The 23,671-nt window shown below is 74.4% G+C and carries 25 protein-coding genes and 1 pseudogene; 10 read left to right on the top strand and 16 right to left on the bottom strand.

Features of this window, described 5'->3' with window-relative positions:
- Positions 1–37 precede the first annotated feature (37 nt).
- The 5 genes from ABZV78_RS22115 to ABZV78_RS22095 all read right to left on the bottom strand — a co-directional run bounded on the left by ABZV78_RS22115 (position 38) and on the right by ABZV78_RS22095 (position 4,978).
- Positions 38–1,213, bottom strand: a complete 1,176-nt coding sequence (locus ABZV78_RS22115) for a cysteine desulfurase family protein (protein WP_355641296.1) — start codon at positions 1,211–1,213, stop codon at positions 38–40.
- Positions 1,214–1,633: 420 nt separating this feature from the next.
- Positions 1,634–2,593 (bottom strand): electron transfer flavoprotein subunit alpha/FixB family protein, encoded by a 960-nt coding sequence (locus ABZV78_RS22110; RefSeq protein ID WP_355641294.1) that lies wholly within the window; start codon positions 2,591–2,593, stop codon positions 1,634–1,636.
- 11 nt (positions 2,594–2,604) lie between these two features.
- Complete coding sequence (locus ABZV78_RS22105; RefSeq protein ID WP_355641292.1) at positions 2,605–3,384, bottom strand: electron transfer flavoprotein subunit beta/FixA family protein; 780 nt, start codon at positions 3,382–3,384, stop codon at positions 2,605–2,607.
- Positions 3,385–3,773: 389 nt separating this feature from the next.
- Positions 3,774–4,178 carry a hypothetical protein gene (locus ABZV78_RS22100; protein WP_355641291.1) on the bottom strand — a complete coding sequence of 135 codons (405 nt, stop codon included), beginning with the start codon at positions 4,176–4,178 and terminating at the stop codon, positions 3,774–3,776.
- Between the two features lie 2 nt (positions 4,179–4,180).
- The gene (locus tag ABZV78_RS22095; RefSeq protein ID WP_355641289.1) at positions 4,181–4,978 is read right to left on the bottom strand and encodes a GNAT family N-acetyltransferase; all 798 of its coding nucleotides are present in this window, start codon (positions 4,976–4,978) and stop codon (positions 4,181–4,183) included.
- A 41-nt stretch (positions 4,979–5,019) separates the two neighbouring features.
- Here ABZV78_RS22095 and ABZV78_RS22090 point away from each other — a divergent pair, with 41 nt between their 5' ends.
- Genes ABZV78_RS22090 through ABZV78_RS22075 form a run of 4 tightly spaced genes read left to right on the top strand, consistent with a single transcriptional unit; the run spans position 5,020 to position 9,383 of the window.
- On the top strand, positions 5,020–5,406 hold the full coding sequence (locus ABZV78_RS22090) for a DUF202 domain-containing protein (RefSeq protein ID WP_355641287.1): 387 nt from the start codon (positions 5,020–5,022) through the stop codon (positions 5,404–5,406).
- Positions 5,403–5,702, top strand: coding sequence for a DUF202 domain-containing protein (locus ABZV78_RS22085; protein ID WP_355641285.1), 300 nt, complete (start codon positions 5,403–5,405; stop codon positions 5,700–5,702). The genes ABZV78_RS22090 and ABZV78_RS22085 overlap by 4 nt, the downstream gene beginning before the upstream one ends.
- A 28-nt stretch (positions 5,703–5,730) precedes the next feature.
- On the top strand, positions 5,731–6,138 hold the full coding sequence (locus ABZV78_RS22080; RefSeq protein WP_355641283.1) for a PLD nuclease N-terminal domain-containing protein: 408 nt from the start codon (positions 5,731–5,733) through the stop codon (positions 6,136–6,138).
- A 38-nt stretch (positions 6,139–6,176) separates the two neighbouring features.
- On the top strand, positions 6,177–9,383 hold the full coding sequence (locus ABZV78_RS22075; RefSeq protein ID WP_355641282.1) for a BTAD domain-containing putative transcriptional regulator: 3,207 nt from the start codon (positions 6,177–6,179) through the stop codon (positions 9,381–9,383).
- Here ABZV78_RS22075 and ABZV78_RS22070 read toward each other — a convergent pair.
- From ABZV78_RS22070 to ABZV78_RS22055, 4 genes are all read right to left on the bottom strand, one after another.
- A complete protein-coding gene (locus ABZV78_RS22070) occupies positions 9,367–10,179 on the bottom strand; it encodes an ABC transporter permease (protein ID WP_355641280.1) in 813 nt (270 codons plus the stop codon). The genes ABZV78_RS22075 and ABZV78_RS22070 overlap by 17 nt on opposite strands.
- Positions 10,176–11,141, bottom strand: coding sequence for an ATP-binding cassette domain-containing protein (locus ABZV78_RS22065; protein ID WP_355641278.1), 966 nt, complete (start codon positions 11,139–11,141; stop codon positions 10,176–10,178). The genes ABZV78_RS22070 and ABZV78_RS22065 overlap by 4 nt, the downstream gene beginning before the upstream one ends.
- A gap of 154 nt (positions 11,142–11,295) precedes the next feature.
- Positions 11,296–12,918, bottom strand: a complete 1,623-nt coding sequence (locus tag ABZV78_RS22060; protein ID WP_355641276.1) for an acetolactate synthase — start codon at positions 12,916–12,918, stop codon at positions 11,296–11,298.
- A gap of 107 nt (positions 12,919–13,025) precedes the next feature.
- Entirely contained in the window at positions 13,026–13,799 is a 774-nt protein-coding gene (locus tag ABZV78_RS22055; protein WP_355641274.1) for an enoyl-CoA hydratase-related protein, read from the bottom strand.
- A gap of 105 nt (positions 13,800–13,904) precedes the next feature.
- Between ABZV78_RS22055 and ABZV78_RS22050 the strand changes: the two genes are divergently transcribed.
- Entirely contained in the window at positions 13,905–14,429 is a 525-nt protein-coding gene (locus ABZV78_RS22050) for a DUF6232 family protein (RefSeq protein ID WP_355641272.1), read from the top strand.
- Here ABZV78_RS22050 and ABZV78_RS22045 read toward each other — a convergent pair.
- From ABZV78_RS22045 to ABZV78_RS22030, 4 genes and pseudogenes are all read right to left on the bottom strand, one after another.
- Positions 14,375–14,806 carry a nuclear transport factor 2 family protein gene (locus ABZV78_RS22045; protein WP_355641270.1) on the bottom strand — a complete coding sequence of 144 codons (432 nt, stop codon included), beginning with the start codon at positions 14,804–14,806 and terminating at the stop codon, positions 14,375–14,377. The genes ABZV78_RS22050 and ABZV78_RS22045 overlap by 55 nt on opposite strands.
- Positions 14,807–14,828: 22 nt before the next feature.
- Positions 14,829–16,202 carry an IS607 family element RNA-guided endonuclease TnpB gene (gene tnpB, locus ABZV78_RS22040; protein ID WP_355641312.1) on the bottom strand — a complete coding sequence of 458 codons (1,374 nt, stop codon included), beginning with the start codon at positions 16,200–16,202 and terminating at the stop codon, positions 14,829–14,831.
- A gap of 5 nt (positions 16,203–16,207) precedes the next feature.
- Positions 16,208–16,504 (bottom strand): hypothetical protein, encoded by a 297-nt coding sequence (locus ABZV78_RS22035; protein ID WP_355641268.1) that lies wholly within the window; start codon positions 16,502–16,504, stop codon positions 16,208–16,210.
- Positions 16,504–16,866 (bottom strand): annotated as a pseudogene (locus ABZV78_RS22030) (IS607 family transposase); the annotation flags it as partial. The pseudogene ABZV78_RS22030 and the gene ABZV78_RS22035, both read right to left, overlap by 1 nt.
- A 68-nt stretch (positions 16,867–16,934) precedes the next feature.
- Between ABZV78_RS22030 and ABZV78_RS22025 the strand changes: the two are divergent.
- Together ABZV78_RS22025 and ABZV78_RS22020 are read left to right on the top strand one after the other, a co-directional pair.
- Positions 16,935–17,417 (top strand): DUF6232 family protein, encoded by a 483-nt coding sequence (locus ABZV78_RS22025; protein ID WP_355641266.1) that lies wholly within the window; start codon positions 16,935–16,937, stop codon positions 17,415–17,417.
- Between the two features lie 44 nt (positions 17,418–17,461).
- Positions 17,462–18,190, top strand: coding sequence for a hypothetical protein (locus ABZV78_RS22020; protein WP_355641264.1), 729 nt, complete (start codon positions 17,462–17,464; stop codon positions 18,188–18,190).
- A gap of 6 nt (positions 18,191–18,196) precedes the next feature.
- Here ABZV78_RS22020 and ABZV78_RS22015 read toward each other — a convergent pair whose 3' ends face one another.
- On the bottom strand, positions 18,197–18,649 hold the full coding sequence (locus tag ABZV78_RS22015) for a rhodanese-like domain-containing protein (protein WP_355641262.1): 453 nt from the start codon (positions 18,647–18,649) through the stop codon (positions 18,197–18,199).
- A 71-nt stretch (positions 18,650–18,720) separates the two neighbouring features.
- On the opposite strand from ABZV78_RS22015, the gene ftrA reads away from it, so the two are divergent.
- Positions 18,721–19,689, top strand: a complete 969-nt coding sequence (gene ftrA / locus ABZV78_RS22010; RefSeq protein WP_355641260.1) for a transcriptional regulator FtrA — start codon at positions 18,721–18,723, stop codon at positions 19,687–19,689.
- Positions 19,690–19,691: 2 nt separating this feature from the next.
- Here ftrA and ABZV78_RS22005 read toward each other — a convergent pair whose 3' ends face one another.
- Together ABZV78_RS22005 and ABZV78_RS22000 are read right to left on the bottom strand one after the other, a co-directional pair.
- A complete protein-coding gene (locus ABZV78_RS22005; RefSeq protein ID WP_355641258.1) occupies positions 19,692–20,591 on the bottom strand; it encodes a ribokinase in 900 nt (299 codons plus the stop codon).
- 20 nt (positions 20,592–20,611) lie between these two features.
- Positions 20,612–21,463: an ABC transporter ATP-binding protein gene (locus tag ABZV78_RS22000; protein WP_355641256.1), complete on the bottom strand. Its 852-nt coding sequence runs from the start codon at positions 21,461–21,463 to the stop codon at positions 20,612–20,614.
- A gap of 120 nt (positions 21,464–21,583) precedes the next feature.
- Here ABZV78_RS22000 and ABZV78_RS21995 point away from each other — a divergent pair, with 120 nt between their 5' ends.
- Together ABZV78_RS21995 and ABZV78_RS21990 are read left to right on the top strand one after the other, a co-directional pair.
- On the top strand, positions 21,584–22,588 hold the full coding sequence (locus tag ABZV78_RS21995) for an ATP-binding cassette domain-containing protein (protein ID WP_355641254.1): 1,005 nt from the start codon (positions 21,584–21,586) through the stop codon (positions 22,586–22,588).
- Positions 22,585–23,595: an ABC transporter permease subunit gene (locus ABZV78_RS21990; RefSeq protein ID WP_355641252.1), complete on the top strand. Its 1,011-nt coding sequence runs from the start codon at positions 22,585–22,587 to the stop codon at positions 23,593–23,595. The genes ABZV78_RS21995 and ABZV78_RS21990 overlap by 4 nt, the downstream gene beginning before the upstream one ends.
- The last annotated feature ends 76 nt before the right edge of the window (positions 23,596–23,671 follow it).

Raw genomic sequence — 23,671 nt, 5'->3', positions numbered from 1 at the left:
CAGTTCACTCCCCTCGTCATCACCGAGGGTATCCGGGTCAGCGGGGGGTGCGGAGGGCGGCCGCGCGGCGGGCCCGCTCCACGGCGGCCGGCAGCGCGGCGATCAGGGCGTCGACCTCCGCCTTGGTGCTGGTGTGGCCGAGGGTGAAGCGCAGCGACGAGCGGGCCCGGTCGTCGTCGGCGCCCATGGCCAGCAGCACGTGCGAGGGCTGGGCCACCCCGGCCGAGCAGGCCGAGCCGGTCGAGCAGGCAATGCCCTGGGCATCGAGGAGCAGCAGCAGCGCGTCCCCCTCGCAGCCCGGGAAGGAGAAGTGCGCGTTGCCGGGGAGCCGATCGGTCGGGTCGCCGTTGAAGACCACCTCGGGGACCGCCTGCCGGACCCGCTCGACCAGGTCGTCGCGGAGCGCGGCGACCCGGGCCGCGTACTCCTGCTGGCCCTTCACCGCGGCCTCGACGGCGACCGCGAAGGCGACGATGCCCGCGGTGTCCAGGGTGCCGGAGCGGACGTCGCGCTCCTGGCCGCCGCCGTGCAGCAGCGGGGTGGCAGCGACGTCGCGGGCCAGCAGCAGCGCGCCGACCCCGGTCGGGCCGCCGAGCTTGTGACCGGTGACGGTGAGCGCGGCGGCGCCGCTGGCGGCGAAGTCGACCGGTACCTGGCCGACCGCCTGGATCGCGTCGGTGTGGAACGGCACCCCGTGCTCGGCGGCCACCGCGGCCAGCTCGGCCACCGGCTGCACGGTGCCCACCTCGTTGTTGGCCCACATGGCGGTGACCAGCGCCACCCGGTCGCCGTGCGCGGCCAGGTCGGCGCGGAGCCGTTCCGGGTCGAGCCGGCCCGCGGCGTCGACCGGCAGCCAGCCGACCTCGGCGCCCTCGTGCCCGGCCAGCCAGTCCACCGCGTCCAGCACGGCGTGGTGCTCGACGGCGCTAGAGACCACCCGGATCCGCTCGGCGCGGGTGGCGCGGCGGGCCCAGAAGATGCCCTTCACGGCGAGGTTGTCGCTCTCCGTGCCGCCCCCGGTGAAGATCACCTCGGACGGGCGGGCACCGAGCACGGCGGCCACCCGCTCACGGGACTCCTCCACCCGCCGCCGGGCGCGCCGGCCCGCCGCGTGCAGCGACGACGCGTTGCCCACCTCGCGGGCCGTGGCGACGTACGCCTCCAGTGCCTCGTCGAGCATCGGGGTCGTCGCCGCATGATCCAGGTATGCCATCACCGTTCAGCCTAACGGCCGAGGGACGTGCCGCCGGATGCCGGACCGCCCGTCCCGGCAGGGCGAGGGGGGAGAGCCACATCGGACGCACCAGGGGGCGGCACCTGGACCACCACCGCACCCCACCGGTCGCGTCCGCACCTGGCGAATCTCGCGGGTGTTCCGGGGTACTACAAGGTCTGGCCGATCCCCGGACGATGCGGATGTTCTCCTTGGGTACGCTGAGCAAGGCGTGGAACAGTTCGACCACAAGCCCGCCCACTCCGGCGACGGTCCGCCGAGTGGCGCCCTGACGGGCTGATCGGCGGGCCGGCTCAGCTCCCCGGCCCGCCGATCAGCTCCCTTCCACCGCACGGAAGGGCCGCAACACACGCGAGCCGCCGCCCGGATCACCGGACGGCGGCTCGCGTCGTGACGGGGTCACTTGCGCTTGCGGATCTCCTCGGCGGCCTGCGGGACGACCTTGAACAGGTCGCCGACCACGCCGAAGTCGGCCAGCTCGAAGATCGGGGCCTCGCCGTCCTTGTTCACGGCGACGATGGTCTTCGAGGTCTGCATGCCCGCCCGGTGCTGGATCGCCCCGGAGATGCCCAGCGCGACGTAGAGCTGCGGGGAGACCGTCTTACCGGTCTGGCCCACCTGGAACTGGTGCGGGTAGAAGCCGGAGTCGACGGCCGCGCGGGACGCCCCGACGGCGCCGCCGAGCAGGTCGGCCAGCTCCTCGACCAGCTTGAAGTTGTCGGCGTTGCCGACGCCGCGACCGCCGGAGACGACGACCGACGCCTCGGTGAGCTCCGGGCGCGAGCCCTTCTGCTCGGCGACCCGCTCGACGACCTTGGCCAGCTTGTCCGCGTCGGAGACCGACACGGTGAGCTGCTCGACGGCCGGGGTGGCCGCGGCCGGGGCCGGGTTGAGCGAGTTGGGCCGGACGGTGACCAGCGGCAGGCCCTTGGTGACCTTGGACTTGACGATGGTGGAGCCGGCGAAGGCGACCTGGGTGGCGGTGCCGTCGGCGGCGAGGGCCACCACGTCGGTCAGGATGCCGTTGTCCAGCTTGACGGCCAGGCGGGCGGCGATCTCCTTGCCCTCCTGCGAGGAGGCGAGCAGCACGGCGGCCGGCTGCACCCGCCGGACCAGCTCGGCCAGCACGGTGGCCTTCGGAGCCACCAGGTAGCCGTCGATCTCCTCGCCCTCTGCGGCGTAGATCTTCTCCGCGCCGTACTCGCCCAGCTTGGCGCTCAGCGCCTCGGCGGCGCCGGCGCCACCGAGCACGACCGCGCTCGGGGTGCCCAGCTCGCGGGCGAGGGTGAGCATCTCCAGGGTGACCTTCTTGACGCCGAATTCCTTGGTGGCTTCGACGACGACGAGAACCTCAGACATGTCCAGACCTCTCACACGAACTTCTCGGTGGCGAGGAACTCGACCAGCTTGACGCCGCCCTCGCCCTCGTCGGTGATCTTCTCGCCGCCGGAGCGCGGCGGGCGCTTGGTGTGCTCGAGCACGGCGCTGGTGGCGCCGTCGAAGCCCACCTCGGCCGGGGCGACGCCGAGGTCACCCAGGGAGAGCGTCTGCACCGGCTTCTTCTTGGCGGCCATGATGCCCTTGAAGGACGGGTAGCGCGGCTCGTTGATGGTGTCCCAGACGGAGACGACGGCCGGGGTGGAGGCGGTGACCACCTCGTAGCCCTCCTCGGTCTGCCGCTCGACGGTGAGGGTGCCGCCGTCGACGGTGAGCTTGCGCGCGCCGGTCAGGGCGGCCACGCCCAGCCGCTCGGCGATCATGTGGGGCATGACCTGGACCCGGCCGTCGGTCGACTCGGCGCCGCAGATCACCAGGTCGGCGTTGAGCTGCCCCAGGGCGGCGGCGAGCACCTTCGAGGTGGCCACGGCGCAGGACCCGTGCAGGGCGTCGTCCACCACGTGCACGGCCTTGTCCGGCCCCATGGAGAGCGCCTTGCGGATCGACTCGGTCGCCCGGTCCGGACCCATGGTCAGGATGGTGACCTCGCCGCCGTGCGCCTCCTTGATCTTCAACGCCTCCTCGATGGCGTACTCGTCCATCTCGTTGATGACGTTGTTCGCCGAACCGCGGTCGACGGTGTTGTCGTCAGGACGCAGGTTGCGGTCCGCGCCCGAATCGGGCACCTGCTTGACGAGTACGACGATGTTCATCGCGCTTCGACGACCCTCCTGTTTGGTGTAGCGATCACTCGCCCGGTCTCGGGCGCAGCCTCGCGCGTGACTTAACGTTCGGTCAACCGCGCGCGGCTGTGCAGTTGCCCACGGCGCAATGTTACCCGCAAGTAGCTTCTGCTCCCCGGAGCCTCAGAGTGACACAGCTCACCGGGGCCGGTCGCGCCGGGTAAGCTCCCGAAATAGGGAGGTGCCGGATATGTCGGAAAAGCGGGTTTCGGCGGAGGCGTGGGAGGCGGCGGACGGCCCGCGGACCACCCGCCGGGCCTGCCGCCGGATGCTCCCGGACACCTACCGGTGCGCCTGCGGCCGGGTCCGCGACCGCTGCGTCCGGGCCAGCGTGCGGGCGCTCTGGTCGGCCGAGCCGGTCAGGCGGGCTCGGCCAGCGCATGCCTGATCTTGTCGATGACCGCCGCCTCGGCGGGCGTCACACCGCGGTGGGCCTGCGCCACCCGGTCGGCGGCGGCCAGCACCACCGACCGGTACGCCTCGACGTCCCCCGGCGACTTGACCCGGAGGATCTCCACCGCCCGGCCCAGCGCCGGCAGCACGGTCGCCTCGACCTCCAGGGCCGAGTCCCGGGGCAGTTGCGGCAGCGGGCCGGTGGTGAGCGCCTCCTTGACCACGCCGCTGGCGTCGCCCAGCGCCCCGGACGCGGCGATGCTCTCCCGCACCATGCCCAGCATCCCGGGCACGGCGTTGGAGACCAGGAAGACGGCCCCGAAGGCGCCGGTCTTGAGGGTGAGCTGCTCGTCCGCCGTCAACCGCTCCATGATCACGGAGTGTAGACGTACGGGGTGGTCGTGGTGACCGCAACGAGCCCGAGCCGCTCCAGGATCGGCCGGCTGTCCGGCGAGCAGTCCACCTGCACCAGGGTCTTGCCGCGCTGCTCGGCCAGCCGCGCCCGGTACGCCACCAGCGCCCGGTAGACGCCCTTGCGCCGCCACTCCGGCAGGGTCGAACCGCCCCAGAGCGTGGCGAAGCCGGTGCCCCGCAGGTAGCGCACCCAACCGGCGCTGACCACGGTGTCCCCCGCCTCGGCCACCACGATCGTGATCGACTGCGGGTCCGCCTCGATCTCCTTGGCCAGCCCGGTCACCAGGTGGCTCCGGTCCTCATTCCAGACCGCCTCCTCCATGGCGGCGATCCGTTCCAGGTCCTCCCGGCTGGTGACCTCGCGCAGGCGTACCCCCTCGGGCGGCACCGGGACGGCGGCGGCCAGGGCCGCGACCGGGCCGACCACGACGGTCTCCAGGTCCTCCGGCGCGAACCCGGCGGCGCGCAGCCGGTCGCCCAGGTCGGCCGGCTCGTCGTGCCCGTTGAGCTTCCACTCGGCCCCCTCGCCCCGGGCGCGGAAGAACTCGACCTGCCGGGCGATCAGCGCGTCCAGCTCGGCGCCGGCCAACCCGTCCAGCGTCCGGTACGTGATGAAGCCACGGTGGTCCAGGCCGAGGATCCGGACCAGCGGGCCGTCCCGGTCGACGGTCACCCCTGCCGGCAGCGGGTCCGGGATCTCCGGGCGGATCTGGGTGTCGTAGGCGTCGCGCAGGCTCCGCGCGTCAAGATCGGTCATCCCTTCAGGCTAGGCACCGGGCAAAGCGGATAATCGACGGTGTGTGGGAGGCGATCAGGCGCTGGTTCGACCCGCGCGAGCTGCGGTCGGTCGGCAGCACGCCGGACTACCGCTTCTCGCTGGCCAACGAGCGGACCTTCCTGGCCTGGCTGCGCACCGGGCTGGCGCTGATCGCCGGCGGGCTGGCCGCCGCGCAGTTCCTCCCCCGGCTCCCGCTGGCCCACCTGCGCGAGGTCATCGCCGTCGCGCTGCTGCTGCTCGGCGGCACGGTGGCGATCCGGGCGGTGGACCACTGGGCCCGCACCGAGCGGGCCATCCGGCTGGGCGAGGAGCTGCCCGCGTCCCGCTTCCCGGCAGTCCTGGCCCTGGTGGTGGCACTCGGGGCGCTGCTGCTGGTGGCCGCCGTGCTGGCCCGGGGCCTCGGGTGAGCCGGGACCCGGGTCTGCAACCGGAACGCACCCGGCTGGCCTGGCGGCGGACGCTGCTCGCGGTCACCGCGATCCTGCTGCTGGAACTCCGGCTGGCGTTCACCGGCCGCGTGTTCGACGCGCTGCTGGCCGGGCTGGCGGTGGCCACCTGGCTGGGCGTCCTGGTGGTCGACTGGCGCCGGGCCACCGGCGCGGGGCCGCGGGGTCCACAGCGCTGGTCGATCCCGTTCACCGCGCTGGCCGCGGCCGGGCTGGCGCTGCTCGGCGTGCTGCACGTGGTGGGCGGGCTGCGCTGACCGTCCCCGGTGGGCCATGATGTCCGGCATGGTTCGCCTCTACGGGCTGCTCTTCCTGGCCCAGATCGTGCTCGCCGTCTGCGCGCTGATCAGCTGCCTCTCCGCCGAGGAGGGTGAGATCCGGGCGCTGCCCCGGGTCGCCTGGGTGCTGATCATCCTGTTCTTCCCGCTGGTCGGCTCGATCGCCTGGTTCGTCGCCGGCCGCGAGGGGGGCACCCGGCGGCCGCGGACCGCGTGGCCGATGGGGAACGGCTTCTCCGAGCAGCACCGCCCTCGGCAGGTCGCGCCGGACGACGACCCCGAGTTCCTCTCCTCGCTGGCCGAGCGCTCCCGCGCCGAGGACCAGGAACGCCTCCGCCGCTGGGAGGAGGACCTGCGCCGGCGTGAGGAGGAGCTGCGCCGCGGGCAGGACGACCGGGACCGGCCGGAGGTCTGAGCGCCGCCGGCCGGCGCCGGCCGGGCACAATCGACGCCGTGCGGATCAGCCTGCTCGGCCCCCTGGAGCTGCACGCCGACACCGGCACGCCGGTGGAGGTGGGCGGCGCCCGGCTGCGCCGGCTGCTGATCCTGCTGGCCCTGGAGCCGGGCCGGACGGTCACCGTTGGCCGGCTGACCGACGCGCTCTGGGCGGGCGAGCCACCGGCCGCGGCCGCCAATGCGCTCCAGGCCCTCGTCTCGCGGCTGCGCCGGGCCGGGTTGCCCGTCGAGGCGCAGCCCGGCGGTTACCGGCTCGCCGTCGCCCCGGACGACGTGGACGTGCACCGGTTCGAGGCCGCCGTCCGGGCCGGCCGGTCCCGGCTCGCCGGCGACCCGGCCGAGGGCTGCCGGCGGCTGGCCGAGGCGCTGGCCCTCTGGCGCGGCCCGGCCCTGGCCGACGTTGCCGACGCCGACTTCGCCCGGGCGCCGGTGGCCCGCCTCACCGAGCTGCGGCTCGCCGCCACCGAGGACCTGGTGGCGGCGCGGCTGGACCGGGCGGACCCGGAGACCCTGCTGCCGCAGCTGCGCGAGCTGGTCGCCGCCCATCCGCTGCGGGAGCGGCTGACCGGGCTGCTGATCCGGGCGCTGCACCGCGCCGGCCGCCCGGCCGAGGCGCTGGCCGAGTACGAGCGGCTGCGCGCCACCCTCGCCGACACCCTCGGCACCGATCCCGGCCCCGAGCTGGCCGCCCTGCACCTGGAGATCCTGCGCGGCGAGCCGGCGGCCGCCCCCGGCCGCGCCGATCACCGCGCCCCCGCCGCACCGGATCGCCCCGCCCGCGGGAACCTGCCCGCCACGCTGACCAGCTTCGTCGGGCGCGAGGAGGAGGTGGCCCGGGTCGCCGGGTTGCTCGACCGGTTCCGGCTGGCCACCCTCACCGGCCCGGGCGGAGCCGGCAAGACCCGGCTGGCGGTCGAGTCGGCGCGGGCGATGGCGGGCCGCTTCCCGGACGGGGTGTGGCTGGTGCCGCTCGCCCCGGTCACCGACCCGGCCGAGGTGCCGCAGGCCGTGCTCGCCGCGCTCGGCCTGCGCGAGCAGGCGCTGCTGGCTCGCGCCGGCCGGGGCGGCGCCGAGCCGGCCGACCCGGTCGGGCGGCTGGTCGACGCGCTCGCCGGGCGGGCCGTCCTGCTGCTGCTCGACAACTGCGAGCACCTGCTCGATGCGGCGGCGGGTCTCACCGAACGGCTGCTCACCGCCTGCCCCGGGCTGCGGGTGCTGGCCACCAGCCGGGAGCCGCTGGGCATCACCGGGGAGGCGCTGCGGCCGGTGGAGTCGCTGGCCCTGCCCCCGGCCGGCGCGGACCCGGCGACCGCGCTGGCGTACCCGGCGGTGCGGCTCTTCGCCGACCGGGCCGGCGCGGTCCGGCCGGACTTCGCGGTGGACGCGGCCACGGTCGGCCCGGTGGTGCGCATCTGCCGCGCGCTGGACGGCATGCCGCTGGCCATCGAGCTGGCCGCCGCCCGGCTGCGGGCGATGACCGCGGCGCAGGTGGACACCCGGCTGGACGACCGGTTCCGGCTGCTCACCGGCGGCAGCCGGACCGCGCTGCCCCGGCACCAGACGCTGCGCGCGGTGGTCGACTGGAGCTGGGACCTGCTGGACGACGGGGAGCGGGCGCTGTGGCGGCGGCTGGCCGTCTTCGCCGGCGGCGCCACCCTGGAGGCGGCCGAGCGGGTCTGCGCCGAGCCGGACGTCTTCGACACGATCTCCGCGCTGGTGGACAAGTCGCTGGTGGTGGCGGGCGGCACGGGCGAGCCGCGCTACCGGATGCTGGAGACCATCCGGGAGTACGGCCTGGACCGGCTGGCCGAGGCGGGCGAGGCGGACCGGGTCCGGCGGGCGCACGCCGCCGAGTACCTGGCCCTGGCCGAGGTGGCCGAGCCGGAGCTGCGCGGCGCGGCCCAGCTGGACTGGCTGCGCCGGCTGTCGGCCGACCAGGACAACCTGCACGCCGGGCTGCGCCACGCGATCGCGGCCGGCGACGCCCCGACCGCCGTCCGGTACGCCGCGGCGCTCGGCTGGTACTGGTGGCTGACCGGCCAGCGCGCCGAGGGCGCCGAGCTGGCCGACCAGGTGCTCGCGCTGCCCGGGGTGGCCGACGCGCCGCCCGCCGCCACCGCGGTCGCCCTCGCCACCGCCGCGCTGAACCTGGCCGCCACCCACGCCGGCGACGTCGCCGTCAGCCGCGAGCGGCTGGACCGCGCCGCGGAGCTGGCCCGGGGGCGCGAGCACGAGCACCCGCTGCTGCGCCTGGCCGGGCCGATCGCGGCGGCGTTCACCACGAACTTCCAGCCGCCGGCCATGGCCGCCATGGTGGCCGTGTTCGACGACCCGGATCCGTGGGTCGCCGGGATCGCCCGGCTGATCCGGGCGCACGCCCAACTCAACGGCGGCCTGCCGGACTGCGACGCGGAGGCGGATCTGCGCGCTGGGCTGGCGCACTACCGGACCGTCGGCGACCGCTGGGGCATGTCCTTCAGCCTCACCTCGCTGGCCGACCTGCTGGACCGGCGGGGCGAGGCGGCGCAGGCCACCGCGCACCACGAGGAGGCGCTGACCTACTTCGAGGAGCTGGGCGTCCGCGAGGACGTGCCGGAGATGCGGCTGCGGCTGGCGCACAACCTGTGGCGGCGCGGCGACCGGGACCGGGCGTGGGCGGAGCTGGACCGGGCGGTGCGCGAGGCCGAGGTTTCCGGGTCGGACGAGACCCGGGCGGCGCTCGCGTACGGCAAGGCGGAGCTGCTGCGCGCGGAGGGCGACCGGGCCGGGGCGCGGGCCTGCCTCACGGAGGGCGCCCGGCTGCTCGGCGACCGTTCGATCGCCCCGCAGTGGCGGGCGCTCAACGCTTCCACGCTGGCCGTGCTGGACGCCGCCGACGGCGACCTGGCCTCCGCCCGGAGCCTGCACGACCAGGCCCTGAAGCTGGCGATCGGCTCGCAGGACGCCCCGGTGGTCGCGGCGGTGCTGGTCGGCTACGCCGACCTGGCGCTGCGGCTCGACCGCCCGGCCGCCGCCGCCCGGCTGCTCGGGGCGGCGACCGGGATCCGGGGCGGCCCCGACCACGCGGTGCTGGACCGCCCCCGGGTGGAGGCGGCCGCCCGCGACGCGCTCGGCGAGGCGGGCTTCGCCGAGGCGTACGCGGGCGGGCTGGGCTACCGGTGGGAGACCGCCGCGGAGGCGGTCCGGGTCACACTCGACGGCTGAGCGCCCGCACCGACAGCGGGGCGAACACCAGCAGGATCCCGGCGGCCCAGAGCAGCGACTGCCCGACCGGACCGGCCACCGGCCCGCCGACCAGCAGCCCGCGCAGCGCGTCGGCCAGGATCGTCACCGGGTTGACCTCCACCCAGTGCTGCAACCAGCTCGGCATCTGGTCGGTCGGCACGAAGACGTTGCTGGTGAAGGTCAGCGGGAAGATCACCGTGAAGCCGAAGATCTGCACCTTGTCCGGCTCGCTGACCAGCACCCCGACCAGCACCGAGATCCACGAGGCGGCCAGCGAGAAGACGAGCAGCAGGACCAGCGCGCCGAGCAGCCCGGCCACGCCGTTGCCGAGCCGGAACCCGAGGATCATGCCGACCCCGAGCAGCAGCGCCAGGGACCAGGCCTGCTTGACCGTGTCGGCGACGATCCGGCCGGCCAGCGGCGCCCACCTGGCCACCGGCAGGGCGCGGAGCCGGTCGAAGACGCCCTTGGTGAGGTCCTGGTTGAGGCCGAACCCGGTGGTCATGGTGGCGAAGAGGGCGGTCTGCACGATGATTCCGGGCAGCGCGAACCTCAGGTAGTCGCTCGGCGAGCCGGAGATCGCCGTGCCGAAGACGTACGTGAACAGCAGTACGAACATGACCGGCTGGACGCTCAGGTCGAGCAGCTCCATCGGGTTGTGCTTGATCTGCACCAGGCTGCGCCAGGCCAGGGTGAGGGTGTGTCGCAGGCCGGCGAGGAGCCCCGGCCGGCGGGTCGGCGCGACCGGGGACGCGGTGGCGGTGAGCGTGGTCATGCCGGGCTCCCTTCCAGGGTGGGGGTGGCCTCCTCGGCCCGGTGGCCGGTGAGGGAGAGGAAGACCTCGTCGAGGCTGGAGCCGCGCAGGGCCAGCTCGGCCACGCGTACGCCGGCGTCGTCGAGGCGGCGGACCACCGCGGGCAGCACCTCCGGGTCGCTGACGCCGACGGTGACGGTCTGGTTGGCCACCTCCGGGGTGGCCCGGGCCACCTCGCCGGTGACGGCGAGCACCGTGGCCAGGTCGGCCGGGTCCACCGGCCGGACGGCGAGCACCTGCCCGCCCACCTTCGCCTTCAGTTCCTCCGGGGTGCCCTGGGCGATCACCCGGCCGTGGTCGACCACCGCGATCTCGCCGGCGAGCTGGTCGGCCTCCTCCAGGTACTGGGTGGTGAGCAGCACCGTCACCCCGTCGGCGACCAGGGTGCGGACAATGTCCCACAGCTCGTTGCGGCTGCGCGGGTCGAGCCCGGTGGTCGGCTCGTCGAGGAAGAGCACCTGCGGGCGGCCGACCAGGCTGGCGGCCAGGTCGAGCCGGCGGCGCATGCCGCCGGAGTAGGTCTTGGCGGCCCGCTCGCCCGCGTCGGTGAGCTGGAAGTCGGCCAGCAGCCCCCGGGCCCGTGCCCGGGCGTCGGCCCGGGACAGCCCGAGCAGCCGGCCGATGAGCAGCAGGTTCTCGGTGCCGGTGAGGTTCTCGTCGACCGAGGCGTACTGGCCGGTGAGACCGATCAGCTGCCGCACCCGGTGGGCGTCGCGGCGGACGTCGTAGCCGCCGACGGTGGCGTGCCCCTCGTCGGCGGCGAGCAGGGTGGCCAGCACCCGGACCGCGGTGGTCTTGCCCGCCCCGTTCGGCCCGAGCAGCCCGAACACCGTCCCGGTGGGGACGGCCAGGTCCACCCCGGCCAGCGCGGTGGTGGCGCCGAAGCGGCGCACCAGACCCTCCGCGCGGATCGCGTACGTCATCGGAACTCCCGTCGTTCTCGCTGGTCACCCCACCTTGAGCGACGGCGCTGACGTTACGGCGACAGCCGCTGACAGACCGCTGATTTAACCTCCGGGCAGAACGACGCGACCGCCGTCGCCGGTCACCCGGGCGACGGCGGTGGCGGTGTCGAGGTCAGGCCAGGTTCGACGAGCGGGGGTACGCGTCGGCCGGGTCGGTCAGCACGTTGACCAGGTACGGCACGCCGGCGTCGAAGGCGCGGGCCAGGGCCGGGCCGAGGTCGGCGGCCTTCTCCACCGTCTCGCCCGCGCCGCCGAGCGACTCGACCACCTTGTCGTAGCGCAGCCCGGGCTGGAGGTCGGCGGCCACGTCGTAGCCGTACATGGCCCGCATCGGGTGCTTCTCCAGGCCCCAGATGCCGTTGTTGCCGACCACGATCACCACCGGGAGCTGCTGGCGGGCCAGGGACTCGACGTCCATCAGCGAGAAGCCGGCCGCCCCGTCGCCCATCAGCACGCAGATCTGCCGGTCGGGGTGGCTGACCCGGGCGCCCATGGCGTAGCCCATCCCGGTGCCCAGGCAGCCGTACGGGCCGGGGTCGAGCCAGGTGCCGGGCTGGGCGGGCTCCAGGTACTTCCCGGCGTACGAGACGAAGTCGCCGCCGTCGCCGATGGTGATGGCGTCGGGGGCGAGCACCTTGCGCAGTTCGCCGTAGACGCGGGCCGGGCGGATCGGGTCGGTCTCGGCGGCCATCTCCTCCGCGTCGCGGGCCTTGGCGGCGTCCTCGGCGGTGCGCAGCTGGGCGATCCAGTCGGCGTGGTCGGCCCGGTCGCCGGGGTGGTCGGCGAACCCGGTGAGGATCAGCCGCAGGTCACCGGCGGGGGCGGCGGCCGGCTGGACGTGCCCGGCGCGCTGGCTGGGCGCGTCCACCACGTGCACCACCCGCGCGTCGCCGAAGTCGCCGAAGGCGAGCCGGAAGTCGAGCGGGGTGCCGACCACCACGACCACGTCGGCGCTCTTCAGGGCGACCCGGCGGGCCTTGGCGAAGGCGAGCGGGTGCTCCGGCGGTAGCGCGCCCCGGCCCATGCCGTTGGTGAAGACCGGCACCTGGAGGGACTCGGCGGCGGCCCGCAGCGCCTCGACGGCGTCGCCCGCGTACACGTCGGAGCCGGCGATGACCACCGGCCGGGACGCGCCGGCGATCAGGGCGGCGGCCTTCGCGACCTCGTCCGGGTCGGGCTCGATCGGGGCGGGCGGGGTGACCGCGGGCAGGTCGGCGTCGCCGACCGAGAAGACCGCCTCCAGGGGGAAGTCGAGGAAGGCCGGGCCGCGGTGCGGGGTGAGCGCCGCGGTGAGCGCCGCGCTGACCGCGCGCGGGATGTCGTCGGCGCTGAACACCGTCTCGGCGTGCTTGGTGACCGGGGCGACGAGCGGCAGGTGGTCCATCTCCTGGAGGCTGCCGGAGCCCCAGCGGAACTGCGGGGCCCGCCCGCCGAGCACCAGCACCGGCGAGGCGTTGAAGAACGCGCTGGTCAGGCCGGAGACGCCGTTGGTGACGCCGGGGCCGGCGGTGAGCACGGCCAGGCCGGGGCGGCGCTGGAGCTTGGCCACCGCCTCGGCGGCGAAGACGGCGGACTGCTCGTGCCGGACGTCGTAGATCGGGAAGCCGGTCCGGTGCGCGGCGTCGTAGAGCGGGAAGACATGGCCCCCGGAGAGGGTGAACATCTCCCGTACGCCGTGCGCGCGCAGCGCCGCCAGGGCCAGCTCGCCGCCGTGCCCCTCGACCCGTTCCGTCATCGCCACTTCCCTTCGTCATGACCGGAGTCACACGCTACTGGCCGGTAGGCGGGATGTGAACCGGTCTCGGGTCGGCGGCGGGTGGGCCGCCGACCCGGATCGGTGGCTCAGCGGCCGGTGAAGCCCGGCCTGCGCTTCTCGACGAACGCGGCCATGCCCTCGCGCCGGTCGTCGGTGGCGAACAGCGCCGCGAAGAGCTGGCTCTCCCAGGCCAGGCCGGAGTTGAGGTCCATGTCCAGGCCGCCGTCGACGGCCAGCTTGGCCGCCCGCAGCGCCTGCACCGGGCCGGTCAGGTACGGCTTCACGTAGGCGACCGCGGCCTCGTAGACCTCGGCGGCCGGCACCACCTGGTCGGCCAGGCCGATCCGCAGCGCCTCCTCGGCGTCGACCATCCGGCCCGTCATGATCAGGTCCTTGGCGCGGGCCGGGCCGACCAGGCGGGCCAGCCGCTGGGTGCCGCCGGCGCCCGGGATGATGCCGAGCTTGATCTCCGGCTGGCCGAGCTTGGCGTCGTCGGCCACGATCCGCCAGTCGCAGGCCAGGGCCAGCTCGCAGCCGCCGCCGAGGGCGTACCCGGTGATCGCGGCGACCACCGGCTTGGGGATCCGGGCGATCGCGCCCAGCGCGCTGGACAGGTCGGCGGCCCGGTCGGCCATGTCCACGTAGGACATGTCGGCCATCTCCTTGATGTCCGCGCCGGCGGCGAAGACCTTCTCCCCGCCGTACACGATGACCGCGCGGACCTCGGCGTCGGCGGTGGCCGCCGCGGCGGCGGCGCGCAACTCCTCCTGCACCTGGGTGTTGAGCGCGTTCATCGGCGGCCGCTCCAGCCGGATGGTGCCGATGCCGTCCTTCACTTCCAGCCTGACGAACTCGCCCACGCTGCCCTCACTTCCTCGTCGAAGTCGCGTGCCAACCTTACGACCAGCATCGTTGGGGTAGACAGTGTGGTGTCGACGGCTCCAGGTCGCACCGGGAGTGAGGCCATGATCACCTACTACGACGACCGCTCGGTCCAGGTCACCTCCACCGCCGTCCGGGTGGACGGTCGCAGCTATCCCCTCGCCGAGCTGGGCATGGTGTGGCACCGGCGGGGCAACCGCTCCTGGCGGGTGCTCGCCGGCCGGGGCGCGATCGGGGCGGCCCTCGCCGGCCCGCTGGTCGCCGCCGTGCTCGGCATCGGGCTGGCGGTCTGGCTGCAGCGCTCTACCGTGGTCACGATCGCCATCGTCGGGGCGTCCGTGCTGGTCGGCCTCGGCGTCGGGCCGCTCGCCGACGTGCTCTTCGAGCACCTCGACCGGTCCTACGCCCGGGGCAGCCGGGAGCTGGAGATGTGGGCGCGCTGGCGGGGCCGGCCGGTGCGGCTGCTGCGCACCGGCGACGCGCTGCGCTTCGGCCAGATCTACCGGGCGGTGCAGCGGGCCATGGAGAGCGCGCCCCCCGGCCAGCGGGCCGGTCAGAAGGCGATCGGCTCGTCGGGCAGCAGCCCGAGGCCGCGCAGCAGGCCGTAGGTGTCCTGCTCGCCCCAGAACTGGACGATCCGCCCGCCGGCCAGCCGGTACATCTTGCAGGCGCTCTGCACCGTGGTGGCGCCCGTCGCGTCCCGCCGGTAGGTCTGCGCCATCGAGACCACCACCCGGTCCCCGGCCGCGAAGATCTCCACGATCTGCTGGTCGAGCACGGTCAGCCCGGGCGAGGAGACGGCTGCCTCGGGGTAACGTCGGCCGCGCACCGCCGTGCCCGAGCCGTAGATCTCCACGTCCTCGGCGACCACCTCGGCCAGTTCGACCAGGTCCTTGGTGACGAAGGTCCGCAGGTAGCGCCGGACCACCTCGACGTTGCGCTGCTGCTCGCTGGTGCCCGCCTCGATCCCACTCCGGTCCGCCATGCCGCGACGCTACCGTTGCCGTTCATGAAGCGCTGGTAAGCGCATGATCGGCAGTCCCGCCTTGCGGTGGGGCGGTCCCGGTCTGACCCGCCGAGGCGGTGCCGGGTAGACGCTTCACAGCCACCGGCCCGCCGGGACGGGCCTTACGGTCGGCTCCACGTCCGTTTACAGTCTCCGAGCCACTCCCGGCGACCACGAGTTGTGCGAGGTTGCGTGCGGCGTTGAGATCCCGGTCCAGGACCAGAAGGCACGCCTGGCAGGTGAAGGTCCGGATCCGCAGCGGCAGTTTGGGTTTCACCGCGCCGCAGCCCGAACAGGTCTTGGAGGATGGATACCACCGGTCGGCGGTCACGAGCTGGCCGCCGTTCCAGACGGTCTTGTACGCGAGTTGCCGGCGGATCTCCCCGAACCCGGCGTCGCTGATGACCCTGGCCAGGTGACGGTTGCGCACCATCCCGGCCACGTTGAGGTCTTCGACCACGATCGTGGCGTACTCACCGGCCAACCGGGTGGTGAGTTTGTGCAGTCCGTCGCGGCGCAGGTTCGCCACCCGGGCATGTTGTCGGGACAGCCGCTTCGATGTCCGCTCCCAGCGGCGGGAGGCGGTGATGGGGGTGCGGGTGGCCGGGTCGTAGGGGCCGCGTTTGCGGGCCATGGCGCGTCCGAGGCGGCGAAGGCTTCGCTGGGCGGCATCCAGGTGGCGGGGGTTGGGTTCGACGTCGCCGGTGGACAGCACCGCCAGACGGTGGATGCCGACGTCGACACCGACCACCCCCGTCGGTCTGCTCGGCTTACGATCTGATCGTTCGACCTCGCAGGTGAACGCCACGTGCCAGCGGCCCGCCTCGCGCCGCACCGTGGCGGACAGGATTCGGGCGGTGCCGGCCTCGAGCCGGCGGGCCAGCTTGCGGGCGGACTCGTGTAGCTTGATCGTTCCCAACCGGGGCAGGATCACATGCTTGCGGTCGGGCGCGACGCGGATGACCCCGGTGGTGAATCGCACGGACGGGGTCGTGCGGCGCTTCGACTTGCGCCGCGGGAAACCAACCAGCCGACCGGCGCGCTTGCCGCAGCGGGAGTCGGACCAGTTCTTCAACGCGCGGGCGAGCGCATCCAGGCCGGTGTTGTACGCCTCCTTCGAGCACTCCCGCCACCACGGCGCCACCTCGTCCTTGACCTGGTTCCACTCACGGCGCAGCGCCGGTAGCGTCCAACCAACGGCCGGGGTGAGCTGATCGTCGCCAATGCCGTAGGAACGTTCGGCGGCCCGCTGCGCCATCACCGCCTTCACCCGGTCCAGGGCCCAGTTGTGAGCCTTCCTTGCCGCACCAGCGTGACGGGCCAGGTCCCGCTCCTGACCGGCGGTCAGGTCCAGGGCGAAGCGGTACGCCTGCATCGCCTTCACGCGACGCCACCCACGGCCTCGTCGACGATCTGCTTGGCCTGGCCGAGAGCCATGATCGCCCGAGCACGAGCGATCGCGTCCATGTCCTCCTGGCTCGGCACGACGTCACGCCAACCCCAAAATCCGCCGGCAGCGTGGATGATCTGCTCACGTACCAGCCCTGGCGGCTGGTCGTCCTTCGGCCCGTGCTCCGGTGTGCAGTAGTAGCCGTCACACGGCTCAATCCTGGACGGTCTGAGCGTCTGCGTCTTCGCGCAGCCAGTGCACCTCACCACGACCTTCCGTGCAGCCATCAGCGCTCGCCCGCTCCGGTGACGGCCTGAACTGCACGGCGGGCACGGTTCGCCGCCGCACGACGCCGGTACAGGCGGGCGCAGAGGCTGGTCAGAATCTCGGTCACGTCCCGGACCAGGTCGTCGTCAACCTCCGAGGGGTCGACAACCAAGAGACGCTGCCCCTGCGCGGCCAGCGCCGCCTCAACATACTCGGCACCGAAGCGAGCGAACCTGTCGCGATGTTCCACCACAATCGTGGTGACCGACGCCTCACGCAGCAAAGCGAGGAACCTTTCCCGGTGTCCACTGAGTACAGAACCTACCTCCGTCACCACACCCGGCACCGCCAGCCCTTGGCCAGTGGCCCACCCGGTTACCCGGCAACCTGACAGCCCCGGCGGCGCTCGCCGCGCCGTCCCCTCTGGACCGCTGGTGGTTAGGCTGAGTGATGACCCTCTATTACCGGGACGACGCGGTACAGGTCACCTCGGAGGCCATCCACGCCGGCGGGCACGTCGTCGCGCTCGCCGACGTCACGTACGTCTGGCACGCCCGCGGCGCGACCACCCTGGCGGTCCGCGGCCGGGTCCTGGGGCGAGGGGTGCTGGTCCTGCTGCTGTCGCTGCCGCCGCTCGTGGCGCTGGTCTGCGTGCTCTCGCTGGCCTGGGCGGCGCAGGACCGGGGCGAGTGGAAGCTGGCGCTGGTCATCCTGGCCGCGTTCGTGGTGGTCGGGCTGGCCCTGACCCCGTTCCTGGAGGTGCCGCTCGGCTGGCTGGACCGCTCCTACGAGCGGGGCAACCGGGTCCACGAACTGTGGGTGCAGCACCATGGGCGGGAGGTGCTGCTGCTGCGCACGCCCGACGCGCTCCGGTTCGGGCAGATCTACCGGGCCGTGCAGCGCGCCGTCGAGCAGCAGGGCGACCGCCGCTGATCGTCACCGGGCGGTCCTGGCCTGCTGGACGCACACTGGGTGGCATGGCGATTCCCCTCCCCCGCCCCGGCGCCGTCGTCGGGCTCACCCGTTCCGCCCTGGACCAGGCGCTCGGCTCGGCCGCCGCGTTCGCCGCCGTGCCGGCCCGCGCCTTCGCGGTGCTCGACGAGGTGGAGACGCTGCTGCGGCGGATCAACGGGGTGGTCGACCGCATCGAGGGCACCCTGGACCGCACCGACCGGGTGCTCGGCGAAGCGGAGGCCGCGGTCCGGGAGGTGGGCGTGATCAGCGCCGCCGCCACCGAGGCCATCGAGACCGCCACCGACGTGGCCACGGCCGCCGCCGTCGTCGTGGGCGAGGCCGACCGGGTGTCCCGGGCGGCGGCCACCCTGGTCGCCGAGGCCGACGCGGTGGCCGCCCGGGCCGCCGGCACGGTGGTCGCCGCCGAGGAGGCGGCCGGCACCGCGGCAGAGCTGCTGGGGGCGTACGAGCCGGCGCTGCGCCGGGCCGCGCCCATGGCGACCCGGTTCGTCGAGCAGCTCAGCCCGGACGAGGTGACCGCGGCGATCCGGCTGGTCGACGAGTTGCCGAAGCTGAAGGAGCACCTGACCTCGGACGTGCTGCCGATCCTGGCCACCCTGGACCGGGTCGGCCCGGACCTGCACGACCTGCTGGCGGTCACCCGCGACCTCAAGCTGGCCGTGGCCGGCATCCCCGGGCTCGGCATGCTGCGCCGGCGGGGCGAACGCCTCACCGACGAGCCCGTCGACTGACCGGCGTCAGCAGTCGCAGGTGACCGCGGACCGGGGCGCGGTCAGCTCGTCCACCCGGCGGCGCACCGTGCCGGTCGGGGTGACCACCGGCAGCCCCTCCCGCGCCCAGTACTCGAAGCCGCCGAGCATCTCCTTCACGGCCCAACCGAGCCGGGCGAACTCCAGCGCCGCCCGGGTGGCGCCGTTGCAGCCGGGTCCCCAGCAGTACGTCACCACCGTCGACCCGGCCGGCACCAGTTCGGCGGCGCGGGCGGCGATCTCGGCGGTGGGCAGGTGCAGGGCGCCCGGCAGGTGGCCCTGCCGCCAGGCGGCCTCGCCCCGGGAGTCGACCACCACCAGCCCGGGCGTCCTCGCCTCCAGTGCGGCGTGCACGTCGCTGACGTCGGTCTCGAAGCTGAGCCGGGCGCGGAAGTGGGCGGCGGCGGTCGCCGGGTCGGCCGGCGGTACGGAGAAGGTCATGTCCCGATCCTGCGGCCCGTCCGGACCTCGGCGGGAGTGGCGTGATCGCCGTCCTTCGCTAACATCCCGCCATGACCTCCGTGGAGCGGACCGTGGCGGTGCTCGCGTACCCGGGAATGTCGGTCTTCGAGACCGGCATCGTGACCGAGGTGTTCGGGCTGCCCCGGCCCGAGCTGGAGGTCGACTGGTACCGGCTCACCGTCTGCGCCGAACGCCCCGGGCCGGTGCCGGTCGTCGGCGGGGCCGCCCTGCACACCCCGTACGGCCTGGAGACCCTCGCCGCGGCCGGCACGGTGATCCTGCCCGGGGTGCCGGACGTGACCGCCGACCCGTCGCCGGAGCTGGTGGCCGCGCTGCGCCGGGCGCACCGCCGGGGCGCCCGGCTCATGTCGATCTGCTCCGGCGCCTTCGCCCTGGCCGGCGCCGGCCTGCTCGACGGCCGGCGGGCCACCACCCACTGGCGGTACGCCGACCTGCTGGCCCGCCGCCACCCGGCGGTCACGGTCGATCCCGACGTGCTCTACCTGGACGACGGCGACATCCTCACCAGCGCGGGCAGCGCCGCCGGGCTGGACCTCTGCGTGCACGTGGTCCGGCGCGACTTCGGCGCGGCGGTGGCCAACGCGGTGGCCCGCCGCCTGGTGATCCCGCCGCACCGCGACGGCGGGCAGGCCCAGTTCATCGAGGCGCCGGTGAGCGTCGACCCGGACGACGACCGGATCGCCGCGAGCCTGGCCTGGGCGGTCCGCCACCTGGCCGAGCCGCTGACCGTGGCGGCGCTGGCCCGGCAGGCGCACCTGTCGACCCGCAGCTACCTGCGGCACTTCGCCCGGGCCACCGGCACCAGCCCGATCCGCTGGCTGATCGACCAGCGGGTGCGGGCCAGCCTGGCCCTGCTGGAGACCACCGACGCGCCGGTGGCCGGGATCGCGGCGGCGGTGGGCTTCGACAGCCCGGTCACCTACCGGCACCACTTCGGCCGGGCCATGCGGACGTCGCCGTCGGCGTACCGGCGGGCGTTCCGGGCCGGCGCCGCCTGAGGTCAGGCCGGCCGGCTGAACAGCTCGTCGATCTCCACCCGGCGGGGCAGCGCCACCGAGGCGCCCAGCTTGCGCACGCAGGCCGCGCCGGCCGCGGCCGCCCAGTGCACCGCCTCGACCAGCTCGCGCCCCTCACCCCAGGCCACTGCCAGGGCGGCCGTGAAGGCGTCGCCGGCGGCCGTGGAGTCGACCACGTCGACCTTCACGGCCGGGACGTGCACCGCCGGCCGGTCGCGCTCGACGTACCAGGCGCCGTCGCCGCCGAGGGTGAGCACGGCCCGGGGCACGAGGTCCAGCAGCGCCGCCGGCTCGTCCCGGCCCCGGCCGGTGAGCGCGTGCGCCTCGGTCTCGTTGACCACCAGCAGGTCGACCGCGGCCAGCAGCTCCGCCGGCACCGGCCGGGCCGGCGCCGCGTTGAGCACCACCCGGGTGCCGGCCGACCGGGCCGCCAGCGCCGCCGCGGTCACCGTCTCGACCGGCACCTCCAGCTGCGCGACCAGCACGTCCGCCTCGTGTACGGCGGCCAGCTCGTCCTCGGTGAGGCCGGTGAACGAGTCGTTGGCGCCGGGGGTGACCAGGATGGCGTTCTCCCCCGCGCCGCCCACCAGGACCAGGGCGACGCCGGAGGAGCCGTACACCACCCGGAGGTGGCCGGTGTCGACGCCGGCCGCGGTGATCCGGGCCCGGAGGGTGACCCCGAAGGCGTCCGAGCCGATCGCGCCGAGGAAGACGCAGGAGGCGCCGGCGCGCACGGAAGCGACGGCCTGGTTGGCGCCCTTGCCGCCGGGCAGCATGACGAAGTCGCTGCCGAGCACGGTCTCCCCCGGCCGGGGCAGCGCGGCGGCGGTGCCGACCAGGTCCATGTTCGCGCTGCCCACCACGGCGATCCGGGTCTGCTGCACGGCGTACCCTCCCGTCGGGCTCAGGCGGCTCGCGCGGTCCAGCGCTCGCCGGCCCGCGAGACGACCAGCGGCAGGCCGAACGCCTTCGACAGGTTGTCGGCGGTGAGCGTCTCGGCGAGCAGGCCCTGCGCCACGACGCCCCCCTCGCGCAGCAGCAGCGCGTGGGTGAAGCCCGGCGGGATCTCCTCGACGTGGTGGGTCACCAGCACCATGGCCGGGGCGTCCGGGTCGTAGGCCAGCTCGGCGAGCCGGGCGACCAGGTCCTCGCGGCCGCCCAGGTCGAGCCCGGCGGCCGGCTCGTCGAGCAGCAGCAGCTCCGGGTCGGTCATCAGGGCCCGGGCGATCTGCACCCGCTTGCGCTCGCCCTCGGAGAGCGTGCCGTACGTCCGCTCGGCGAGGTGGGCGACGCCGAGCTGGCCGAGCAGCGCGCGGGCGCGCGCCTCGTCGGTGCGGTCGTAGCTCTCCCGCCAGCGACCCACCACCGACCAGGCCGCGGTCACCACGACGTCGGTGACCCGCTCGTCGGTGGGGATCCGCTCGGCCAGCGTGGCGGTGGAGAGGCCGATCCGGGTGCGCAGCTCGTTGACGTCGGTGCGGCCGATCCGCTCGCCGAGCACGTGCGCCACGCCGGTGGTCGGGTGCAGCCGGCCGGCGGCCAGGTTGAGCAGGGTGGTCTTGCCGGCGCCGTTCGGGCCGAGCACCACCCAGCGTTCGTCCAGCTCGACCCGCCAGTCGACGTCCTGGAGCAGCGCGCTGCCGGAGCGCCGGACGCCGACCCCGTCGAGGCTGACCACCAGATCCGCGTCCACGGGCGAGGGGGCGAAGGCGCCGGCGGCGCCGGGGATCAGGTCACCAGTCACGGTGCCATCCAATCACGCAGCCGGCCCGGTGCCCCCCACGGGCGGCGTCGCGGTCTTAGGGTGGGGCGCCGTGTCGTTGGTCACCACTCCGGGAGGACGCCTCATGCCCGACCGCTGCCGGGAGGCGTGCGGATGAGCGCGGTCATCGAGATCGCCGGTCTCCGCAAGACGTTCCACACCCTGCGTCAGGGGCGCCGGATCGCCGTCGACGGCTTCGACCTGCTGGTCGAGGCCGGGCAGGTGCACGGCTTCCTCGGGCCGAACGGCTCGGGGAAGACCACCACGCTGCGCGCCCTGCTCGGGCTGGTCCGGGCCGACGCGGGCCGGATGAGCGTGTTCGGGGCCGCCTCCCCGGAGCGGCTGGCCGAGGTGGCCGGGCGGGTCGGCGCCATCGTGGAGAGCCCGCAGTTCTTCGGCAACTTCACCGCGCACCGGACGCTGCGCCTGCTGGCCCTGGCCGGCGGCGTGCCCACCACCCGGGTGGACGAGGTGCTGGAGCAGGTCGGCCTGCGGGACCGGGGCGACGAGCGGGTCAAGGGCTACTCGCTGGGCATGAAGCAGCGGCTGGCGGTCGCCTCGGCGCTGCTCAAGGACCCGGAGCTGCTGATCCTGGACGAGCCGGCCAACGGCCTGGACCCGGCCGGCATCCGGGAGATGCGGGACCTCATGCGGTCGCTCGCCGCGGCCGGCGTGACCGTGCTGCTCTCCAGCCACATCCTGGCCGAGATCCAGCTCATCTGCGACCACGTGACGATCATCAGCCGGGGGCGGCGGGTCGCGTACGGGCCGGTGGAGGAGGTGCTGGCCGGCTTCGACCAGCACCAGTGGCAGGTCCGGGTGGCCGAGCCGGAGCGGGCCGTGGAGCTGCTGGGCCGGGCCGGCCTGTCGGTGACCGCCCAGGCCGAGCGCCTGGTGGTGACCGGTGTCGTCGACCCCGAGCTGATCAGCCGCACGCTGGGCGAGCAGGGCCTCTGGGTGCGCGAGCTGATCCCGCTCCGGCCGGACCTGGAGAGCGTCTTCCTGGAGCTGACCGGCGAGCACCCGCATCCGGCGCTGCCCCGCCAGGTGGACGGGGCCCCGCCGCACGACGGAGTGATCGACCTGGACGTCCGGGAGAGCCGGGAGGTGGACGCGTGAACCTGGTCCGTGCCGAGCTGGAGCGGCTGGCCGCCCGCCGCTTCGTGCAGCTCATGGTGCTGCTGCTCGTGGTCGCCTTCGCGGTGACCGTGGCGACCACGCTGGCCGGTTCGCACCGGCCCAGCCCGGTGGAGCTGAGCCGGGCCCAGGCGCAGGCCGCCGAGGAGGTGCGCAACCTGGAGCTGGCGCACGACCGCTGCCTGCGGATCAAGGCGGGCACGGTGACGCCGGACGAGAACGACTACCTGCCGCGGGACTGCGCCCAGATCGACCCGGCCCTGATGGAGCGGCTGCCGAGCGCCTCCGACTACCTCAGCGGGGTGTTCGTCTTCGCCAACGAGGCCGAGCCGCTGCTCTACTTCCTGATCGCGTTCCTGGCGATGTTCGGTTTCCTGGTCGGCGCCTCCTACATCGGCGCCGACCTGAACTCGGGCGGTGTGGTCAACCTGCTGCTCTGGCGACCGCGCCGGTTCGCGGTGCTCGGCGCCAAGCTGGGCACGCTGCTCGGCGGGCTGCTCGGGCTCTCCACGCTGGCGTCGGTGGCCTACCTGGGGGTGTTCTGGCTGATCGGCCAGGCGTCCGGGTTGACCGGCCGGCTGAGTGGCGAGTTCTGGTCGTCGCTCGGCGCCGTCTGGGTGCGGGGCCTGGTGCTGGTGCTGCTCGCCGCGGCGCTCGGCTTCGCCATGGCCACGCTGGGTCGGCACACGTCGGCGGCGCTCGGCACGGTGGCCGCGTACCTGGTGGTGTGGGAGCTGGGCGCGCGGCTGGTGTTCCAGATCCTGTCGGTGGGCCGTCCGGACCGGTTCATGCTCTCCAGCTACCTGGCGGCCTGGCTCAGCGGCGAGGCCCGGTTCTGGGACGACCACGCGTGTTCCGGTGACATAGCGGGCTTCTGCGACGGCTACTACCAGCTGGGCTGGGCGCCGGGCCTGGTGGTCCTGCTCGGCCTCACCGCCGCCCTGGTCGTGGCGGCCTTCGCGGTGTTCCGCCGCCGCGACCTGATCTGACCGCGCCGGTGCATGTCGGTGGCGCCGCCGAGGTGCCAGCAGATCGACCCGGCGGAGACCCCGCCGAGCACCACGC

This window comes from Micromonospora sp. NPDC004540, assembly GCF_040610095.1.
Classification (GTDB): domain Bacteria; phylum Actinomycetota; class Actinomycetes; order Mycobacteriales; family Micromonosporaceae; genus Micromonospora.
Note: the sequence above shows the minus strand (reverse complement) of the source record. Positions and strands in the feature narration are given on the sequence as shown.

Coding starts and splice junctions, on each gene's coding strand:
- ABZV78_RS22045 (WP_355641270.1), bottom strand. CDS start 14,806: ATGGCGGACCGGAGTGGGATCGAGGCGGGCACCAGCGAGCAGCAGCGC.
- ABZV78_RS22110 (WP_355641294.1), bottom strand. CDS start 2,593: ATGTCTGAGGTTCTCGTCGTCGTCGAAGCCACCAAGGAATTCGGCGTC.
- ABZV78_RS22115 (WP_355641296.1), bottom strand. CDS start 1,213: ATGGCATACCTGGATCATGCGGCGACGACCCCGATGCTCGACGAGGCA.
- ABZV78_RS22100 (WP_355641291.1), bottom strand. CDS start 4,178: ATGGAGCGGTTGACGGCGGACGAGCAGCTCACCCTCAAGACCGGCGCC.
- ABZV78_RS22060 (WP_355641276.1), bottom strand. CDS start 12,918: ATGACGGAACGGGTCGAGGGGCACGGCGGCGAGCTGGCCCTGGCGGCG.
- ftrA (WP_355641260.1), top strand. CDS start 18,721: ATGACCTCCGTGGAGCGGACCGTGGCGGTGCTCGCGTACCCGGGAATG.
- ABZV78_RS21995 (WP_355641254.1), top strand. CDS start 21,584: ATGAGCGCGGTCATCGAGATCGCCGGTCTCCGCAAGACGTTCCACACC.
- ABZV78_RS22070 (WP_355641280.1), bottom strand. CDS start 10,179: ATGACCACGCTCACCGCCACCGCGTCCCCGGTCGCGCCGACCCGCCGG.
- ABZV78_RS22065 (WP_355641278.1), bottom strand. CDS start 11,141: ATGACGTACGCGATCCGCGCGGAGGGTCTGGTGCGCCGCTTCGGCGCC.
- ABZV78_RS22025 (WP_355641266.1), top strand. CDS start 16,935: ATGACCCTCTATTACCGGGACGACGCGGTACAGGTCACCTCGGAGGCC.
- ABZV78_RS22105 (WP_355641292.1), bottom strand. CDS start 3,384: ATGAACATCGTCGTACTCGTCAAGCAGGTGCCCGATTCGGGCGCGGAC.
- tnpB (WP_355641312.1), bottom strand. CDS start 16,202: ATGCAGGCGTACCGCTTCGCCCTGGACCTGACCGCCGGTCAGGAGCGG.
- ABZV78_RS22020 (WP_355641264.1), top strand. CDS start 17,462: ATGGCGATTCCCCTCCCCCGCCCCGGCGCCGTCGTCGGGCTCACCCGT.
- ABZV78_RS22080 (WP_355641283.1), top strand. CDS start 5,731: ATGGTTCGCCTCTACGGGCTGCTCTTCCTGGCCCAGATCGTGCTCGCC.
- ABZV78_RS22015 (WP_355641262.1), bottom strand. CDS start 18,649: ATGACCTTCTCCGTACCGCCGGCCGACCCGGCGACCGCCGCCGCCCAC.
- ABZV78_RS22050 (WP_355641272.1), top strand. CDS start 13,905: ATGATCACCTACTACGACGACCGCTCGGTCCAGGTCACCTCCACCGCC.
- ABZV78_RS22095 (WP_355641289.1), bottom strand. CDS start 4,978: ATGACCGATCTTGACGCGCGGAGCCTGCGCGACGCCTACGACACCCAG.
- ABZV78_RS22035 (WP_355641268.1), bottom strand. CDS start 16,504: ATGGCTGCACGGAAGGTCGTGGTGAGGTGCACTGGCTGCGCGAAGACG.